The organism is Mycobacterium sp. E2699, assembly GCF_001666745.1.
Taxonomy (GTDB): Bacteria; Actinomycetota; Actinomycetes; order Mycobacteriales; family Mycobacteriaceae; genus Mycobacterium.
Map to the genome: position 1 here is coordinate 89,911 of NZ_LZJH01000099.1, position 17,596 is coordinate 107,506.

Sequence of the window (17,596 nt, forward strand, 5' to 3'; positions counted from 1 at the left end):
CGAGATCGTCACCGGCATAAGGCAATTCGACAGCACTGCCGTCCGGCTACGCCAACCCGTTCATCCCGTTCAGGCCGAACAGCAACCCGCCGGTGCCGCCCTGGCCCCCGGCGCCTGTCGTCGTGCCGGACCCGCCGTCGCCCCCGTTACCGCCGTCTCCGATCAGGAAGGCGCTGCCGCCCGTGCCGCCGGTACCGCCGGCATTCAAGGAATTGCCGCCGGTGCCGCCGCCACCGCCGGAGCCGTAGAGGAGGCCGCCGTTACCGCCGCCCCCGCCATTGCCCCCGGCGCCGAGGCCGACCCCGCCGATGCCGCCGGCGCCACCGGAGCCGGTCAGCATGCCGCCCGCCCCGCCGAACCCACCGGCGCCACCAAGGCCGCCGCCGGGCGTAAGGGGGCTGCCGCCGCCGACGCCGCCCGTCCCTCCCGTGCCACCGGAACCGAAGAGGAGGCCGCCGTTGCCGCCGTTGCCGCCGCTGCCCCCGTTGCCCACCGACGTGACGACGGCGGACCCGGTGCCCCCGGCGCCCCCGCCGCCGCCGGAGCCCAAGAGGAGGCCACCGTTGCCGCCAATGCCGCCGGCCCCGCCGGTGCCGGCAAGGGCGAACCCGCCGGTGCCCCCGATGCCGCCGGTGCCGAACACACCACCGGTGCCACCAGCGCCACCCATCCCGCCATGGCCGTTGACGAGCTGTGTGATCCCGCCGGTGCCGCCGGCACCGCCGATGCCGAACAGCCCGGCAGCCCCGCCGGTGCCGCCGATCCCGCCATTGCCCGCCCCTTGGTTCCCGCCAGTTCCTCCTACACCGCCGTGGCCGAACAGCAGGCCGCCTGCCCCGCCGTTGCCCCCGGCGGTGCCGGACACCGCTCCTCCTGCGCCGGCTCCGCCGGGGCCACCGTTGCCGATCAGCCCGGCACCCCCGCCGTTACCGCCGTTCTGACCGAACGCGCCGGACCCGCCGGCCCCGCCGTCGCCGTACAATATGCCGCCGGCACCGCCATTGGCCCCGGTCCCCGGAGCCGCATTGGCGCCATTGCCGACCAGCGGGCGCCCGAACAATGTCAGGAAGGGCAGATTCACGAAGCCGAGCAGATCCTGCGCTATCGTCTGCGCCGGATTAGCCATAAACGCCGCAGCATTGGCGGCCTCCGCACCAGCATAAGATTCCGCAACGGTGGTCAACGCCTGCACAAACTCGTCATGAAACGCCGCCGCCTGCGCGCCGAGTGCCGCAAAGCCCTGGCCGTGGGCGGAGAACGCCGCCGCGATGGCCGCCGACACCTCATCCTCGGCCGCGGCCAGAATCCCCGTCGTCGGGAGCGCCGCGGCTGACTCGACCGCGTTGAGTGTCGAACCGATATTCGCCAGATCTTTTGCCGCCACCGCCACCAGTTCCGGCGTCGCGATCACAAACGACATGGGACACCTCCCACGCGTCATAACCCGTGCGTCACGGCGACCCGGAATCGCCCGGCCCAGCATCAGGTCACACGCAGATTCGAATCATATCGCGGTGGGGACAACCGAATCCGGGTTTGCACGCGTCAGTTCGATTTGTTTTTCCTGGTTAGATCGGTATTCCGCGACGGCTGCACGCGTTTGGGCTCGCCCGGCATCTTCGGGTAGTTCGGCGGATAGGGCATATCGCCAAGTCCCCGCTCTGCGTCGGCCTCGGCCATCTCCAGCAGCGGAGCGATCGACTGGGCCATGTCGTCCATCCCGGCCCACGGGTCGTCCCGGCTCTTCAACAGGTCGGGCACGGTCGCCATCGTGTAGTCGTCGGGGTCGGCGCCCGCCAGCTCGTCCCACGTCAACGGCGTGGACACGGTCGCTATCGGCGTGCGCCGCACCGAATACGGCGATGCCATGGTGCGGTCGCGGGCGTTCTGGTTGAAGTCGATGAAGATCCGCTCGCCCCGTTCTTCTTTCCACCACGACGTCGTCACCGCGTCCGGCGCGCGCCGCTCGATTTCGCGGGCCAGCGCGATGCCCGCCCGACGCACCTCGACGAAGCCCCAGTCCGTTGCGATGCGCAGAAACACGTGCACCCCGCGGCCCCCGGAGGTCTTCGGGTACCCGACCAAACCGAGTTCGTCGAGCAGCGGCCGCAACACGTCGACCGCGACCGAGCGCGCGTGCTCAAAACCGGTGCCCGGCTGCGGATCCAGGTCGATGCGCAACTCGTCGGGATGATCGGTGTCCGGACACCGCACCTGCCACGGATGCAGCGTGACCGTGCCCATCTGCGCCGCCCACACGATCGCCGATGGGTGGGTCACCTTCAGCGCGTCGGCGGTGCGCCCCGACGGGAAGGTCACCCGGCACGTCTCCAGGTAGTCGGGATGGTGCTGCGGGACCCGCTTCTGGTAGATCTCCTCGCCGTCGATGCCGTCCGGGAACCGCTGTAGATGGGTGGGCCGGTCACGCAAGGCGGTCAGCATCGGCCCGGGAGCGACGGCCAGGTAATACTCGACCAGGCGGCGCTTGGTGCCCTGCGACCCCAGCGCGGGGAAGTACACCTTGTCCGGGTTGGTCACCCGCACGGAGATGCCGTCGACGTCGATTTCCTCCGCTGCAACCGCCACATGTCGATTCCAGCACAATGAACCAATGGACTTGCCCGTCATGCCGCCGGTGTCCCCGATGCTCGCCAAACCGGTCCGGACGTTCCCGCCGGACGCGTCGTACGAGCCCAAGTGGGACGGGTTCAGGTCCATCTGCTTCCGCGACGGCGACGACGTCGAGCTCGGCAGCCGCAACGAGCGCCCGATGACCCGTTATTTCCCCGAACTGGTCGCGGCGGCGCGGGCCGAGCTGCCGCAGCGCTGCGTCGTCGACGGCGAGATCGTGGTCGCGACCGACCACGGCCTGGACTTCGAGGCGCTGCAGCAGCGGATCCACCCGGCCGATTCGCGGGTGCGGATGCTGGCCGAGAAGACGCCGGCCTCCTTCATCGCGTTCGACCTGCTGGCGCTGGGCGACGACGACTACACGCGGCGCCCGTTCAGCGAACGGCGGGCGGCCCTCGTCGACGCCCTGGAACGCTCCGGGCCCTCGATCCACGTCACGCCCGCGACCACCGACCTGGACACCGCGCAACGGTGGTTCGAGGAGTTCGAGGGCGCCGGACTCGACGGCGTGATCGCCAAGCCGCTGACCCTCACCTACCAGCCCGACAAGCGCGTCATGTTCAAGGTCAAGCACGAGCGGACGGCCGACTGCGTCGTCGCCGGCTACCGGGTGCACAAATCGGGCGGCGACGCGATCGGCTCGCTGCTGCTCGGGCTCTACACCGACGACGGCCAGCTCGCGTCGGTCGGCGTGATCGGCGCCCTGCCGATGGCGGAACGGCGGCGGCTGTTCGCCGAATTGCAGCCCCTGGTAACCAGTTTCGAGCGCCACCCGTGGAACTGGGCCGCGCACGAGGCCGGCGAACGGACGCCGCGCAAGAACGAATTCTCGCGCTGGAACGCCGGCAAGGATCTCTCGTTTACACCGCTACGCCCCGAGCGGGTGGTCGAGGTCCGCTACGACCATATGGAAGGCCCGCGGTTCCGCCACACCGCGCAGTTCAGCCGATGGCGCCCCGACCGTGACCCGCGTTCGTGCACCTACGCGCAACTCGAACAGCCGGTCACCTTCAGCCTCGGCGACATCGTGCCCGGCCTCGGGCCCAACTAGGGCTCCGCCCGATCACGCGTGGGGGCAGAAGATCCCGAGGATCTGCTGGCAGTTGTCCCTGTTGATCAGGCCGGGTGGCGCCGGCGGGGGCGGCGGCGGCGGGCTGTCGCCCTCGAAAATCATGTTGGCGACGTTGCCCTGCCCCGGGTACACGTACCAGTACGTGTGGCAGACATTCGGGTCCCACCGCACCGGGTCGACGCGAAGGTTGCCGGTCTGCACCGGGGGGTCGCCCGGGCACCAGTGGCAGGGTCCCTGCGGGTGGTCGTTCGGGCAGCCCGGCCACGCGCCACCGGGATTGGCCCCGGCGCTACCGACGGTCAGGCCCAAGCCGGCCACACCCATGCCGCCGGCCACCAGTGCGGTGGTTGCAGCGCGCGCGATTCGTCGTGCCACGGAACGAACGTTGTTCATGATTGCCCTTTCCCGGTGCTCTGGGCCCTCGCGGGCCGCGTTATTGCGCCATTCGACATCGCCCGCATCGCTACCGGTCCCAACCCGCGCCGGGCGGCGGCGAAGCTGCTACGGACACATGAACGCGATTGGCGGGCACCCTCGCGGCGTGATCGCTTCCGGCGGAGGATTCTCTCCGTCCCAAATGGACATGGGCCGGCCCTGGCTGGTCACGTTGCCCATCCCGTAGTTGGCCGGGTACCAGGTGTGGCACACGCTCCAATCCCAGTCGATCAGGCCGTTGACCACGTAGGGCATGTTTTTGGGATCCCCCGGGCACCACCGATGCGGGCCGTCGGCGTGGGCGGCGCCCGCACCCAGCGCAAGCCCTCCCGCCGCCAGCCCACCCGAAAGCAGCACGCCGGCAAGGATCGATTTCAGGGTGCGGGTGCCGTCCATGGGGATTCCTCTCGCCGCTGTGCGCCGTAAAGTACAGCCGCCCACTTGCGAAATTCTTGCGAATGCCGCGCCGAATTGAAATGGCCGAATCGGCTTCCCCACCCCATTAAGCTGTCGTGATGCTGAATATCGCCGCGCTGTTCGTCGCCGGCACCGCCGAACTCGACGAGAACGGCGCAATCCGCGCCACGGGCATACCCACCACGTGGTTTCGCGTCGAGCAAATGCCTTTGACGGCAGGGGTTCCGGTCGTCCTGGTGGTGCACGCGCGCGCCGGCGGCGACTACGACGCCGAGCTCCACGTCGTGTGCAAAGACCCCGCCGGGGTGCCGCGCGGCAGCCTCCAGGCGTCGTGGCACTGGCCGGACGATGGCGACCGACCCTCCAAGTACCGCTGCTTCACTGAAATCCTCACCTTCCCCGTCGAAGCTGAAGGCGAGTACACCATCGGCGCCTATTACGACCCGCAGGGAAAGATCGAAATGGCCACGCCCGTCCCGATTTCGATTGCGCTGACCGCGGCCAGCCCGGCCGGCGACACCGGGGACGGTAACGATGCCGAAGGCTAGACGGCGTTTATCCCTCGGGTGAAGCGGGCACGCGAAGAAGATGTCAGTAACACCGTTCAAAGACCTGCCGCTGGCCGACCGCGACCGCAAGTGGGACGGTGATTCGGCCGAGAAACGCGTCCGCAAATGGGCTGGCGCACAGGACAAACCAAATCAGAAATACCGCGACGCCCACATCTGGTACGACAGCGGCAAGAAGGACAACTTCACCGCCTACAAGCTGTTGTTCGCCGACGTCATCGGCGGCGAACTCAAGGCGGTGCCGCGGGGAATCATGATTGCCGGCGCGATCATGGACGGCGCTCGCGGCGGCATCGATCTGCCGAAGTCCGACGTCGGCCGCGTCAAAAGCCACCTGGCGAAGTACTACAAGAAGATGGACGAGAGCGCGCCGTGGGAGCGCGGCTAGGCCTTGCGGCGGGGCGCGCCGTCCGCGAGAGTGCGCAGTTGCACGCGAATCCCGGCGTGTCGCCGTGCAGACACGCACGGTCGCGGGGTGGGCCGGGCGCGCCCGGCTGCGCCCACTAAACGGAGACCATCAGCTCCGACAACCCGCGCAGCGTGACGTTCGCCTTATAGCGCGGCTCGCCGGTCAGACGCGCGTCGGGGAAGCGTGCCGTCACCGCCGACAGGGCAGCTGCGGCCTCCAGGCGGGCCAGCGGCGCGCCGAGGCAATAGTGGATGCCGCGGCCAAACCCCAAGTGCCGCAGGGTCCCCCGGTCCGGATCGAAGCTGTCGGGCCGGTCGAATTCTGCGGGATCACGCTGGGCCGCGGCGAGCAGGACCATCATGATGTCGCCCGTCGGCACGTCGACGTCTCCGATCGTCATGTCCGCGGCGGCAACTCGACCGGCCAGTTGCACGGGCGGGTCATAACGCAGCGTCTCCTCCACGATCGCCGGGGCGCGACCCGGGTCGGCGCCCAACGCAGCCCAGTGCTCGGGGCTGCGCAGCATGGCCAAGATCGCATTACCGATCAGGTTTACCGTTGTCTCGTGTCCGGCGATCAACAGCAGATTGCAGGTGGAGACGATTTCGTCCTCGGTCAGCTGATCGCCGGACTCCTCCACCGCGACCAGGCCCGACAACAGGTCGTCGCCCGGCCGCGACCGGCGCCGCTCGATCAAATCGTGGAGATAGCCGCGTAGCCCCCGCACCGCCTGCATCCGCTCATTCACCACGTCCGGGGGGACGCCGGTGATCGTCGAGAACGGGTCCAGCGCCTGCGCCAGCACCGCCGACGCCTGGCTGAATTGCGGCTCGTCGTCCAGCGGCACACCGAGCAACCGGCAGATCACCGCCACGGGCAGCGGGTAGGCGAAATCCTCGACGACATCGAACTCGCCCTTCTCGGCGATCCGATCAAGCAGTCCGTCCACCAGCGCGATGATTCCGGGCTCCAGCGCGCTGACCACCTTCGGCGAGAACGCCTTGGCGACCAGCTTGCGCAGCCGCGTGTGATCGGGTGGATCCAGGAACAAGAACCCCGGCGGGAACGGCCGGGGCTGCACCAACCCCGCCTCGAGCTGCCGCTTCGCGACCGTCGAGTTCATGTTGCTGCTGCTCGACGACGGATGCCGCAACACCTCGTCGCAGTCCCGGTAAGCCGAGAACACGGCGAGGTTGGACCGCGGCAGCTGCAGCGGTCCGCGGTCGCGAAACTGTGCCAGGAGCAGATACGGATCGGCCCGGTTGGCCGGGTCGAGCAGCTGCAGCAGCAGCCCCTGCGATTCGGCCTGGGCGGCGGTCGTCATGCTCACATTCTGCCCGCCCCGACGGCCGGCTCAGCGGCGCAAGAACTCCGCGATGCGGCTGGCCAATTCCTCGCCGGCATCCTCCTGCAGGAAATGCCCGGCGCCGCGGATCGTCGGGTGATCGATACCCTGCGCGCCACGCATCTCGCGCTGGAAGATCGCGGCCATCGGCCCGGTGATGGGATCGCGGTCGCTGAACGCGACCAGCATGGGCGTCGGGCTGACGGCCAGCTTGGCCCACGCCGCCTTGTTGGCCGCCGCGGCGGGGTCATCCGGTGAGGTCGGCACCAGGCCGGGCATGGCGCGCGGCCCCGCGCAGTACGCGTCGTCGGGGAACGGCGCGTCGTAACCGGCGCGCACCTCGTCGCTGAGCTGCTGGCGACACCCGCCCTGCACGAACCAGCCGATGTCCAGCTTCGGCGCGGTCGTGATGGCCTCGCGGAATCGCCACCAGACGTCGGCCATCGGCTGCTCGCCGTTCGGCAGGCCGGTGTTGGCGACGACCAGCCGCGCGAACCGTTCGGGATGCTCGGCCGCCAGGCGCAAACCGATCAGCCCGCCCCAGTCCTGGCCCACCACGGTGACATCACGCAGGTCGAGGACATCGAAGGCGACGGCGCGCATCCATTCGACATGGCGCGCGTAGCTGTGGTCTTCGCGGCGGGTCGGCTTGTCGGACCGGCCGAACCCGACCAGATCGGGACAGATGACGCGGTGCCCGGCGGCAACCAGTATCGGAATCATCTTGCGGTACAGGAACGACCAGGACGGCTCGCCGTGCAGCATGAGGACCGGTTCGGCGTCCTGTGGCCCGTCCTCCACCCAGGCGACCCGCAGCGTGCCGCCCTCGCCGTCCGCTATCTCGCAATACCTTGGCGCATAAGGGAAGTCGGGCACGTCGTCGAATCGCTCGTCGGGGGTGCGCAGCGTTTCCATGTCAAGTCCCTTCGCTCAGTCCGGCCAGTGCGGGATGTGCCAGCAGTCGATCGAGAAATGGGCGCTGACCCTTGAGCAGCTTCGCGCGCGCCCGCGCCACGGTAAACCAGCCCACCCGGTCGATTTCGGGGAATTCGCGCATCCGGCCCGATCCCTTCGGCCACTCCATTTCGAAGGTGTTGCTGTGCGCGTCGGTGACGTCGACGTCGGCCTCGACGGCGAAGGCGGTGATCACCTTGCCGCTCGGTTGTTTCAGGGCGCCGAACTCGATGCGCGGCCCGCACGGCAGCGGCAGCCCGAGCTCCTCGTGGAACTCGCGCCGCGCGACCGCCCAGGGGTCCTCGCCGTCGGTGTACTCGCCCTTCGGGATCGACCAGGCGCCATCGTCTTTGCGGGCCCAGAACGGGCCACCCGGATGGGCGATCAGGACTTCGACGACCCCGTTGACGGTCCGATACACCAACACACCCGCGCTGAGCTTGGGCATCAGCTTTCAGACACCGACGGCCACTTCGAGATCCTTGAGCGACGACTCCAGATGCGCGAGCAGGCGCTGCAGGTGCGGAACGCTGCGGCGGCAGCCGACCAGACCGAAGTCGAGATTGCCGGCATTGCTGATAAGGGTGATGTTCAGCGCCTGCCCGTCCAGGATGGCCGACAGCGGGTAATTGCCGTCGAGCCGCGCGCCCCCGCAATACAGCTGCTCCTGCGGGCCGGGCACGTTGGAGATGACGAGGTTGAAGGGCGGCGACGTGGAATTCACCCAACCCGGAACCGCGGCCAGGGCCAGCGCACTCATGTTCATCGCCGAGAGCGCCAATGCCTGGACCCGCGGCAACTCGGAAAACACCTTCTTGTTGCTGCGCATCGACTCGCTGACGATCTGCAGTCGCTCCGCCGGATCCTCGGCGTCGGTGGCCAGGTTGCACAGGATCGCGCCGACGAGGTTGCCGCCGGCGTCGGCCTCGTCCTCCCTGCGCAGGCTCACCGGGACCATCGCGATCAGGGGCGTGTCCGGCAGCGCGTTCTGCTCGAGCAGGTAGTAGCGCAGCGCGCCCGAGCACATCGCCAGGACGACGTCGTTGAGGGTCACCCCGGCGGCCCGCTTGACGGCTTTGACGCGGTCCACCGACCACGACTGGGCCGCGCACCGGCGGGCGCCCCCGATCTTGACGTTCAACATGGTGCGCGGTGCGCCGAAGGGCAGCGTCAGCTGCTGTTCGAGCAGCGCGGCGCGGGCCAGCGACACCGTCGAAGGGCCAAGCGCCGCAACGGATCCCGCCGTCTTGAGTAACGAACCCAAGCGGGAGGTGGGGCTGGACTTGTGCTTGCGGCGGGGCAGGCTCCACAGCGCGCGAATCTCGCGGTCGTCGGGGTCGGCCGACAACGAGCGCTGCACCAGCTTCTGCGCGGAAACGCCGTCGATGAGCGCGTGATGCATTTTGCAGTACATGGCGAACCGGCCGTCCTTCAGCCCCTCCACCACATACAGCTCCCACAGTGGCCGGTGGCGGTCGAGGAGGCTGGTGTGCAGCCTGGAGGTCAGCTCCAGCAGTTCGCGGACCCGGCCCGGTGACGCCAGCGCCGAGCGCCGAACGTGGTAGTCGACGTCGACCTCGTCGTCGTAGGCCCACGCCAGCGGGGCTATGCCACCCAGAACCGTGGCGGGGTGCTTACGGAACGTCGGCTGGAATTCGTCGCTGGCAACCAGGGCGTCGGTGAATTCCCGCACGAAGTCCGGACCGGCGTCCGGCGGTGGCTCGTACAACTGCAGCCCGCCGACGTGCATGGGGTGTTCGCGCGATTCCCCCAGCAGGAAGACCGCGTCGGTGGGCATCATCAGTTCCATCCACCAATTAGACCGCGAAGCGGGTGGCACGCGAAGCTCTCTTAGAACATCGCCGCCGACCCGACTTCGGGATGGCCGCGCATGTACTCCACCAGCCGATCGACGTAGTCGGGGAACGGGGGTGCCTGGATGCCGCTGCCGGCGAGGTCGGCACGGCAATGGTCGGTCGCATAGGTGGTGGGGTGCGCGAAGTAGTCCACCGCTTCGGGAGGGATCCGCATCAGGCGGTAGAGGCCCGGAACGTGAGCCAGGGACGCCTTGGCCAGCCCGCGCGGCAGGGGGACCTTGATGAGTTCCCGGCCGGTTGCCTCGGCGAGGGTCACCGCCATCTCGTCGACGGTGAGCGGGTGCGGATCCGCCACTTGATAGGTCCGGCCCTCGGAAGCGGGAAGGCCACTGAGATATCCGACCGCATCGACGACGAAGTCGCGCGGGACGACGTTCACCCGCGTCGCGGTCGGGTCGCCGGCCACCGGCAGGATCGCGCGCCGGGGCTGTCGCATCAGCCACTGCATCACGAAGTAGGGCCCGTCGAACTTCTGCGTCTCGCCGGTGCGGCTGTCCCCGACCACGATCGAGGGGCGATAGATCGTGGCGGGCATGCCCGCGGACATGTGCCGGCGGACCTCCGCCTCGGCCTGGTTCTTGGTCTCCTCGTAGTAGTTGTTGAACGGCGCGCCGACCTCGAGGTCGTCCTCGGTGAACGAACCGGGGTAGCGACCGCTGACATAACACGTGCTGAAGTAGTGCAGGCGCGTCAGCAAGGGGCAGCGCTCCAGCGCGTCCAGCACGTTGCGGGTGCCGTCGACGTTGACCCGCATCGCCACGTCCCGGGCGACGGCCAGGTCGTAGGCGGCGGCGAGGTGCCATGCCTCGGTGACCCCGACGAGGGTGTCCGCGGCGAGGCCCAGCCCGGGCTGGGTGATGTCGCCCTCGGCCACCTGGATCCGGCCCTCCAGGAACGGATGTGCCGCGCCCAGTTCGGCCACCCGGCGATCGGCGAGCGCGGCGAATTTGGGCTGCACCAAACAGATCGCGGAGCTGTCAACGCGTTTCAGGATCCCCGGCAGCAACGCGCTGCCGAGAAAGCCCGGGAATCCGGTCATCAATACGGTCATCGCTGCACCTCTCTAGGATGAACTCCGGCTTGGTCCTCGGCGGTGACTCGGCGCGCTCTTGCGAGCGGCCCCGGCGTCACCGCTTGCTGTAGATCGCGTCGATCTCCTTGGCGAACCGCTCCGCCACGACGTTGCGCTTGACCTTGAGCGTGGGGGTCAACTCGCCGGTGAGCACCGTGAAGTCCACCGGCAGGATGCGGAACTTGCGGATCGATTCCGCGTGCGACACAGTCTGGTTGGCCTGCTTCACCGCCTGATCGATCTCGCCGACCAGATCGGGGTCGTCGATCAGGTCCGCGACGGACGCGGTGCCGTCCTTGCCGTGGTGCTGCTTCCACACGTCGAAGCCTTCGGGGTCGATCGCGATGAGGGCGCCGATGAACGGCCTGTCGTCACCGACCACCATCGCCTGGCTGATCAGCGGGTGGGCCCGCAATTGGTCTTCCAGCACGGCCGGGGCCACGTTCTTGCCGCCCGCCGTCACGATGATCTCCTTCTTGCGCCCGATGATCGACAAGAACCCGTCGTCGTCGACGGACCCGAGGTCACCGGTGTGGAACCACCCGTTGACGATCGCCTCTGCTGTCGCGCTCTCGTTGTGCCAATAGCCGTCGAACACCACCCCGCCGCGCACCAGAACCTCGCCGTCGTTGGCGATCGCCATGCTGTTGCCCGGCAACAACTTTCCCACCGTTCCGAGCCGCTCCTCACCGATCTGGTTCACGGTGATCGCGGCGCTGGTCTCGGTGAGGCCATAGCCCTCGTAGATCGTCAGCCCGGCGCCCCGGTAGAAGTGGCACAGCCGCTTGCCCAACGGGGCCCCGCCGGAGACCGCGGCATGGCAATCGCCGCCGAGCGCGGCGCGCAGCTTGCCGTACACCAGCCGATCGAACAGCGCGTGCCTGGCCCGCAGCCGCCAGTCGGGGCCGCCGGAGTCCTGCGCCGTGCTCCACTCGATCGCCGTGCGGGCGGCCACATCGAAAATCAGGCCCCTGCCCCCGTCGCGGGCCTTCAATTCGGCTGCGTTGTAGACCTTTTCGAAGACCCTGGGCACCGAGACGACCACCGTGGGCCTGAAGACGGCCAGCGTCGGGAGCAGGTTCTTGATGTCGCTCGTGTAGCCGATGGTGACCTTGTTGGCGAACGCCGACATCGACAGCGAGCGCGCCAGCACGTGGGCGAGCGGGAGGAAAATCAGCAGCCGTTCACCCTTGCGCAACAACGTCGGGAAGCAGGTCGCCGCGCCGCGAGTTTCGTACAGGAGGTTGGAGTGCGTCAGCCGGCAACCCTTGGGGCGCCCCGTCGTGCCCGACGTGTAGATCAGTGTTGCCGGGTCGGCGGCCCGCAACCCCGCCAGGCGCTCGTCGAGTTGGCCGCTTTCCACCGCCTTGCCGGCCTCGGCGAGCTCGTCGAGTGCCGCGGCCCCGCCCGACTCCAGGTACAGGATCTTGCGCAGGCTCGGCAGTTCGTCGCTGAGTTCCTTGACGAGCCGGGCGTGCCCATCGGTCTCGGCGATCACCAGCACCGCTCCGGAGTCCTCCAGCACCCAGCGCACCTGTTCGGCCGACGACGTGTCGTAGATCGGCACCGTGACCGCTCCCACCGACAGGATCGCGTAGTCGAGGATCACCCACTCGTAGCGGGTGGCCGACAGGATCGCCACCCGATCGCCGGCCTGCACGCCCTCGGCGATCAGGCCGAGCGCGGTCGCGCGGATCTGCTGGGCGGCCTCGGCGCAGGTCACATCGGTCCACACGTCGCCGACGAGGCGCCGAAAGATCACCTGATCGGGGTCGTCCCGTTCGTGCGAGTACACACTGCTGACGACGCTGTCGTGGTCGTCGACGGTGAAGCTTGCCGGAACGCTGAATTCACGCATGAACTAAAGACGCTAACCGCCTTGACCGTGGGCTTCCTAGTGGTCAAAAGTCCCAGCATCAAGGGCCTATTGGCGGCCGCTCACACCGCCAGCGACCACTCCGAGGTGGCGATCAGGTCGCCGCGGTCCAATCCGGCGGCCCGGTGCTCGTGCACCTCGGCGTACTCCGGGGTCGTCACCATGTCGATGAAGGCCTGGGGCGTCGGGTATTCGACGATGAGGATCGCGTCCCACCAAGGCCTTTCGCCATCACCGATGACGAACGCCGGCGCGGTGCCGGCATAGCGGACGGTGGCGCCGACGCGTTCGAGATGCGGCGCGACCTCCCGCCCGTACCGCTGGTAGGACTCCAGGCCGCCTTCGGCCTTGAACTTCAGCAGGTTGACCATCAAAACCGGCGCGTCGGCCGGCCGGGCGGTGAGCGCCGAGAACTGCTCTGCGGTGGGCGCCATGACTGTGCTCACGTGAATCTCCTTGTTTTAGTTGGATTTCTGAACATTCAAGCCGACCCGCTCACGCAGGAACGGGACGACGAACCCGGCAACGCGGTCGGGCTGTTCGAGCCAGGACCAGTGACCGACGCCGGGCAAGATCTCCACCTGCGCGCGCGGGAACACGCGGAGCTGGCGTTCGGCCTGCTCGACGGGGATATAGACGTCCGCGGCGCCGAACACCACCAGCGTGTCCGGATCGCGTTTCCGCAGCGGTTCGACGAGCCCGTCCAGGTCTTTTTGCCGGGTGGAGCGGTAGAGCCTCAGCACGGCGCGCTTCGTCCCGCGCGGAAGCAGGTGTTCGGTGATCCGGTCCGCCCATTCCGGGGGCAGCCCCGGGTTGTCATGCCCGATCACCAAGCGCACCAGGCGGCGGGTGGCCGTCCGCATGAACAGTTCCCCGGCCACCGGAGTGCGCCATACGTGCGCCAACCGGTGCCACTTGTAGTCGAGCAGCACCCCGGTGTTGATCGAGGTGACGCTGGCGACGTTTCCCGGATGGGTCGCGGCCCAGGTCAGCGCGATCGGTCCGCCGAAGTCGTGGGCGACCAGGTGCACCCGTGCGATGCCGAGCCGGTCGATGAGCCCGCCCAGGTGTGCGGCATAGCCGGCCAGCGTGTAGTCCTGATCGTCCCTTTTGTCCGCGCCGCCGAACCCGGGCAGGTCGGGTGCGACGACCCGGGCGAACTCCGCCACGGGTTTCATCAGCGGTTCCCAGTCGCTGCCGGCGTCGGGGTTGCCGTGCACAAAGACGACGGCCTCGTCGTCCGGCCCGGTGCCGCCGATCAGCACCGGTGAGCGGACACCGTCGACGTCGACCGTTCGTACCTCGAATCCGGTCACCGCCCCGTCTCCTTCACCTCGGCGTCCATGCGCCGCCGGTATGTGTCGCGGGTGTCCATGTCGGCCTCGGCCATGATGCTGTCCGCCCGCAGCGCCCGCTTGATCCGATCGGCGATGGCCGGCGGTGTTCCTGCCACCAGCCGCGCGATCGGCCCGATCTCCCGCGGGACGAACACCTCCTCGCGTCCCGTGCGGAGGGCGTCGATGATCGCGTCGGCGACCGCTTCGGGGCCGACTACCCTTGTGCCCCTTGCCTTTCCGAAGCCACTGATCATGTCGGTGCGGATCAGGCCGGGCATGACGACGGTGGTGCGCACGCCCGTACCGCGGGTCTCTGCCCGAATCGCCCGGGTAAACCCGACGACGGCGTGCTTCGTGGCCGCGTAGGTCGCCCCGCCGGCGGTCGCGATCTGCCCGGCCGACGAGGCCAGGTTCACGATGTGGCCGTGCCGCCGGGGGACGAAACGCCGAAGTGCCAGCCGGGTTCCGGTGAGCACGCCGCCGAGATTGATCTCCACCAGCCGTTGGGTGTCGTGGGGGTCTTCGTCGATGAACGGGCCGATCGGCGCGATGCCGGCGTTGTTGATGAGCGCCTCGAGGGGGCCGACGCGTTGTTCCGCCTCATCGAGGAACGCTTCGAAGCTCTGCGGGTCGCGCACGTCGAGTGGCAAGCCACTGGCCCCCGCGCCCAACTCGTCGGCGACCGCTGCCACCAGGGCGCCGTCGATGTCACCGATGACCACTGGCATGCCTGCGCGCAGGCAGGCCTCGGCGGTGGCGCGGCCGATGCCGCGGGCTCCGCCGGTGATGGCGACACGGAAAGCCATGTCCGTTCTCCTCATCCACAATCGCCGCTCTTCACGACGACTCCACGATCCCGCGCCGATGCGGTCGCCGTCTTGACACTTCGCGACAGCCTTTTGACACTTCAAGACACGACCACCGGCCCTTGACATGGTGTCGCCGCGCGCTGAAGGGTCAATCACATGTCCGTGGTCCGCGGGACGGCGCTCTCGAATTACCCGAGCCTGGTGGCCGAACTGGGCGGCGACCCGGCGAGCCTGCTGCGCGCGGCGGGCATCCGGCAGCAGGACGCCGGCAACTACGACACGTTCATTCCCTACCTCGCGGCGATACACGCGATCGAGTCCGCCGCCCAGGCCACGAACACCCCCGACTTCGGGCGGCGGCTGGCGCAACGGCAGGGCATCGAGATCCTGGGTCCGGTCGGCGTGGCGGCCCGCACCGCCGCAACCGTCGCCGACGCGTTGGCGATCTTCGGCACGTACATGGCGGCCTACAGCCCGGTGATCGGTATCCGCGTGCTACCGCTGCCCGACCCGGAGCTGTCGTTCCTGACCGTCGAGTTTCTCCTCGACCACGCGCCGCCGCACCAGCAGACCACCGAACTGGCGCTGGGTGTTTCGCTGAGGGTGTTCCGGCTGCTGATGGGCGCCGACTACACCCCGGTGAAGGTGCACCTGCCGCACGAACCGCTCACGCCGAGAGCCGACTACGTGCGGTACTTCGGATGCACGCCCGAGTTCGCCGCTCCGGCTGGGGGCTTCACGGTACGCACCGCGGACCTGAGCCGCCCGTTGCACCGCGATGACGTCGCGCACAAGGCCGTCGTCGACTACCTGAACGGCATCACCCCGCACGACGCCGGGATCGTCGAGTCGGTGCGGATCATCGTTCGTCAGCTGCTTCCCACCGGGGCGGCGACGCTCGACGTGGTCGCCAATCAGTTCAACGTGCATCCGAAAACGTTGCAGCGCAGGCTCGCCGACGAGGGCACCACGTTCGCCGCGCTGGTCGACCAAGTCCGCAGGGACGCCGCGGAGCGCTACCTGCGCGGCACCGCCATGAGCCTCAGCCACCTGGCCCGGGAACTGGGCTACGCGGAGCAAAGCGTGCTGACTCGCTCGTGCAAGCGCTGGTTCGGAACGGGCCCGGCCGCATACCGCAACAACACTCGCGCGCGGGCGATGGCGCGGGTGTGAGGGCCCGGGGCGGTCACGCGGTCAGCGCGGGCTCGCGGCCGTCGGCGGGCGATGGGGTCGCGAAGAACAGGTTCTTGTCCTCGACGGGGCCCTCGCGCAGCGTCCGGTAATCGGCGCGGTAGTCCATGCAGGTGCGCCACGGGCCTTCGACGCCCTGACGCGGGAACTGGTCGGCCGCCCGCTTGACGTAGCCGGCGGCGACTTCCAGCAGTGGACGGGTCGGCATGGATCCCGGCAGCCGCGGGTAGCAGATGGTGTCGCCGTGCGCGTCCATGCGGGCCAACAGCCGGCAGAAGTGCTCGCAGATCAGGCCGACCTTCAGCGTCCAGGACGAGTTGGTGTAGCCGAACACGTAGGCGAAGTTGGGGACATCGCTCAGCAGGAAGCCCTTGAAGGCCACCTTTTCCGACAAGTCGACGGGCGCGCCGTCCACCGTGAGCGTGATCCCGCCGAAGGCCAGCAGGTTCAGCCCGGTCGCCGTCACGATGATGTCGGCATCGAGTTCACGCCCGGATTGCAGCCGAATTCCCCGCTCGGTGAAGGTGTCGATCCGGTCGGTCACCACCGACGCCCGGCCGTCGCGGATCGCCTTGAACATGTCGGCATCCGGCACCGCGCACAGCCGCTGGTCCCACGGGTTGTAGGCCGGCTTGAAGTGTTCGTCGACCGGATAGCCGGCCGGCAGTTGCCTGGCGTTGAGGTGGCGGATCAGCCGCCGCGCGGCACGCGGGTACTGCTGGCACAGACGCCAGACGAACCGCTGCTTGGCGATGTTCTTCCGCCGGGTGATGGCGTAGGCGCGGTCGCGCCCGACGAGCTTGGGCAGCGTGTTGGCGATGCGGTCTTCCGACGGCACCGGCACGATGTAGGTCGGCGAGCGCTGCAGCATCGTCACGTGCCCGGCCGTCTCGGCCATGGCGGGCACCAGCGTGACTGCGGTCGCGCCGCTGCCGATGATGACCACCCGCTTGCCGCGGTAGTCCAGGTCGTCCGGCCAGTGCTGCGGGTGCACGATCTGTCCGGCGAACCGCTCCCGCCCCGGAAATTCCGGGGTGAACCCCTCGTCGTAGCGGTAGTAGCCGCTGGCGCAGAAGAACCACCCGCAACTCATGGTGATGTGCTCACCGGTGTCCTGGCGCTCGATCTCAACGAGCCAGCGGGCATCCTTGGTGGACCAGGCCGCGCTGATCACCTTGTGCCGGAACCGGATCGACCGGCCGATCCCGTTCTCGGCCACCGTCTCGCGCAGGTAGGCCATGATGGCGTCCGCGCTGGCGATGGCCTTGTCGTTCTGCCACGCCTTGAACTCGTAGCTGAAGGTGTGCAGGTCCGAGTCCGACCGAATCCCGGGGTAGCGGAACAGGTCCCACGTCCCGCCGATCTCGTCGCGGGCTTCCAGGATCGCGAACGTCTTGCCGGGCTGCAGGGTCCGCAGATAGTAGGCGGCGCCGATGCCGGAGATGCCGGCGCCGACGATCAACACGTCGACGTGTTCGATGCTGCTGGCGTTCATGGTTGCTTCCTGTCCGGGTCGGGGCTGGTGCTCACCCAACTGTGCGGCACCGCACGCCCGCCGGTATTGACACCGGAGGACAACCTTTTGATCTTTCAGGACAGGCG

18 protein-coding genes are annotated in these 17,596 nt (G+C 68.6%); 4 read left to right on the forward strand and 14 right to left on the reverse strand.

Annotated features, from left to right (window positions below):
• Nucleotides 1–46: 46 nt before the first annotated feature.
• Both A5696_RS18025 and ligD read right to left on the reverse strand, forming a co-directional pair.
• Entirely contained in the window at nt 47–1,420 is a 1,374-nt protein-coding gene (locus A5696_RS18025) for a PE family protein (RefSeq protein WP_067881913.1), read from the reverse strand.
• 125 nt (nt 1,421–1,545) lie between these two features.
• Nucleotides 1,546–2,586 (reverse strand): non-homologous end-joining DNA ligase, encoded by a 1,041-nt coding sequence (gene ligD / locus A5696_RS18030; RefSeq protein ID WP_156738467.1) that lies wholly within the window; start codon nt 2,584–2,586, stop codon nt 1,546–1,548.
• 25 nt (nt 2,587–2,611) lie between these two features.
• Here ligD and A5696_RS18035 point away from each other — a divergent pair, with 25 nt between their 5' ends.
• On the forward strand, nt 2,612–3,682 hold the full coding sequence (locus A5696_RS18035) for an ATP-dependent DNA ligase (RefSeq protein WP_067881919.1): 1,071 nt from the start codon (nt 2,612–2,614) through the stop codon (nt 3,680–3,682).
• Nucleotides 3,683–3,694: 12 nt separating this feature from the next.
• On the opposite strand, the gene A5696_RS18040 is transcribed toward A5696_RS18035, so the two are convergent.
• Nucleotides 3,695–4,078, reverse strand: a complete 384-nt coding sequence (locus tag A5696_RS18040; protein ID WP_231964370.1) for a hypothetical protein — start codon at nt 4,076–4,078, stop codon at nt 3,695–3,697.
• A 126-nt stretch (nt 4,079–4,204) separates the two neighbouring features.
• On the reverse strand, nt 4,205–4,534 hold the full coding sequence (locus A5696_RS18045) for a hypothetical protein (protein WP_067881925.1): 330 nt from the start codon (nt 4,532–4,534) through the stop codon (nt 4,205–4,207).
• A gap of 119 nt (nt 4,535–4,653) precedes the next feature.
• On the opposite strand from A5696_RS18045, the gene A5696_RS18050 reads away from it, so the two are divergent.
• Nucleotides 4,654–5,103, forward strand: a complete 450-nt coding sequence (locus A5696_RS18050) for a hypothetical protein (RefSeq protein WP_231964371.1) — start codon at nt 4,654–4,656, stop codon at nt 5,101–5,103.
• Nucleotides 5,104–5,143: 40 nt separating this feature from the next.
• On the forward strand, nt 5,144–5,512 hold the full coding sequence (locus A5696_RS18055; protein WP_067881928.1) for a hypothetical protein: 369 nt from the start codon (nt 5,144–5,146) through the stop codon (nt 5,510–5,512).
• 115 nt (nt 5,513–5,627) lie between these two features.
• On the opposite strand, the gene A5696_RS18060 is transcribed toward A5696_RS18055, so the two are convergent.
• The 9 genes from A5696_RS18060 to A5696_RS18100 form a co-directional block, all read right to left on the reverse strand.
• Complete coding sequence (locus tag A5696_RS18060) at nt 5,628–6,857, reverse strand: cytochrome P450 (protein WP_067881931.1); 1,230 nt, start codon at nt 6,855–6,857, stop codon at nt 5,628–5,630.
• A 30-nt stretch (nt 6,858–6,887) separates the two neighbouring features.
• Nucleotides 6,888–7,793: a haloalkane dehalogenase gene (locus A5696_RS18065; RefSeq protein ID WP_067881934.1), complete on the reverse strand. Its 906-nt coding sequence runs from the start codon at nt 7,791–7,793 to the stop codon at nt 6,888–6,890.
• 1 nt (nt 7,794) lies between these two features.
• A complete protein-coding gene (locus A5696_RS18070) occupies nt 7,795–8,280 on the reverse strand; it encodes an NUDIX domain-containing protein (RefSeq protein ID WP_067881937.1) in 486 nt (161 codons plus the stop codon).
• 6 nt (nt 8,281–8,286) lie between these two features.
• Nucleotides 8,287–9,642: a wax ester/triacylglycerol synthase family O-acyltransferase gene (locus A5696_RS18075; RefSeq protein WP_067881940.1), complete on the reverse strand. Its 1,356-nt coding sequence runs from the start codon at nt 9,640–9,642 to the stop codon at nt 8,287–8,289.
• Between the two features lie 41 nt (nt 9,643–9,683).
• The gene (locus A5696_RS18080; RefSeq protein WP_067881943.1) at nt 9,684–10,760 is read right to left on the reverse strand and encodes an SDR family oxidoreductase; all 1,077 of its coding nucleotides are present in this window, start codon (nt 10,758–10,760) and stop codon (nt 9,684–9,686) included.
• Between the two features lie 76 nt (nt 10,761–10,836).
• Nucleotides 10,837–12,639 carry a long-chain fatty acid--CoA ligase gene (locus A5696_RS18085; protein WP_067881947.1) on the reverse strand — a complete coding sequence of 601 codons (1,803 nt, stop codon included), beginning with the start codon at nt 12,637–12,639 and terminating at the stop codon, nt 10,837–10,839.
• Between the two features lie 80 nt (nt 12,640–12,719).
• Nucleotides 12,720–13,103, reverse strand: a complete 384-nt coding sequence (locus A5696_RS18090) for a DUF1330 domain-containing protein (RefSeq protein WP_156738468.1) — start codon at nt 13,101–13,103, stop codon at nt 12,720–12,722.
• Between the two features lie 15 nt (nt 13,104–13,118).
• Complete coding sequence (locus A5696_RS18095) at nt 13,119–13,973, reverse strand: alpha/beta fold hydrolase (RefSeq protein ID WP_067881953.1); 855 nt, start codon at nt 13,971–13,973, stop codon at nt 13,119–13,121.
• Nucleotides 13,970–14,800 (reverse strand): SDR family NAD(P)-dependent oxidoreductase, encoded by an 831-nt coding sequence (locus A5696_RS18100; RefSeq protein ID WP_197517011.1) that lies wholly within the window; start codon nt 14,798–14,800, stop codon nt 13,970–13,972. The genes A5696_RS18095 and A5696_RS18100 overlap by 4 nt, the downstream gene beginning before the upstream one ends.
• 159 nt (nt 14,801–14,959) lie before the next feature.
• Between A5696_RS18100 and A5696_RS18105 the strand changes: the two genes are divergently transcribed.
• The gene (locus A5696_RS18105) at nt 14,960–15,976 is read left to right on the forward strand and encodes an AraC family transcriptional regulator (RefSeq protein ID WP_067881959.1); all 1,017 of its coding nucleotides are present in this window, start codon (nt 14,960–14,962) and stop codon (nt 15,974–15,976) included.
• 13 nt (nt 15,977–15,989) lie between these two features.
• Here the strand turns inward: A5696_RS18105 and A5696_RS18110 are convergent, their stop codons facing one another.
• Complete coding sequence (locus A5696_RS18110) at nt 15,990–17,489, reverse strand: NAD(P)/FAD-dependent oxidoreductase (protein ID WP_067881962.1); 1,500 nt, start codon at nt 17,487–17,489, stop codon at nt 15,990–15,992.
• Between the last annotated feature and the right edge of the window lie 107 nt (nt 17,490–17,596).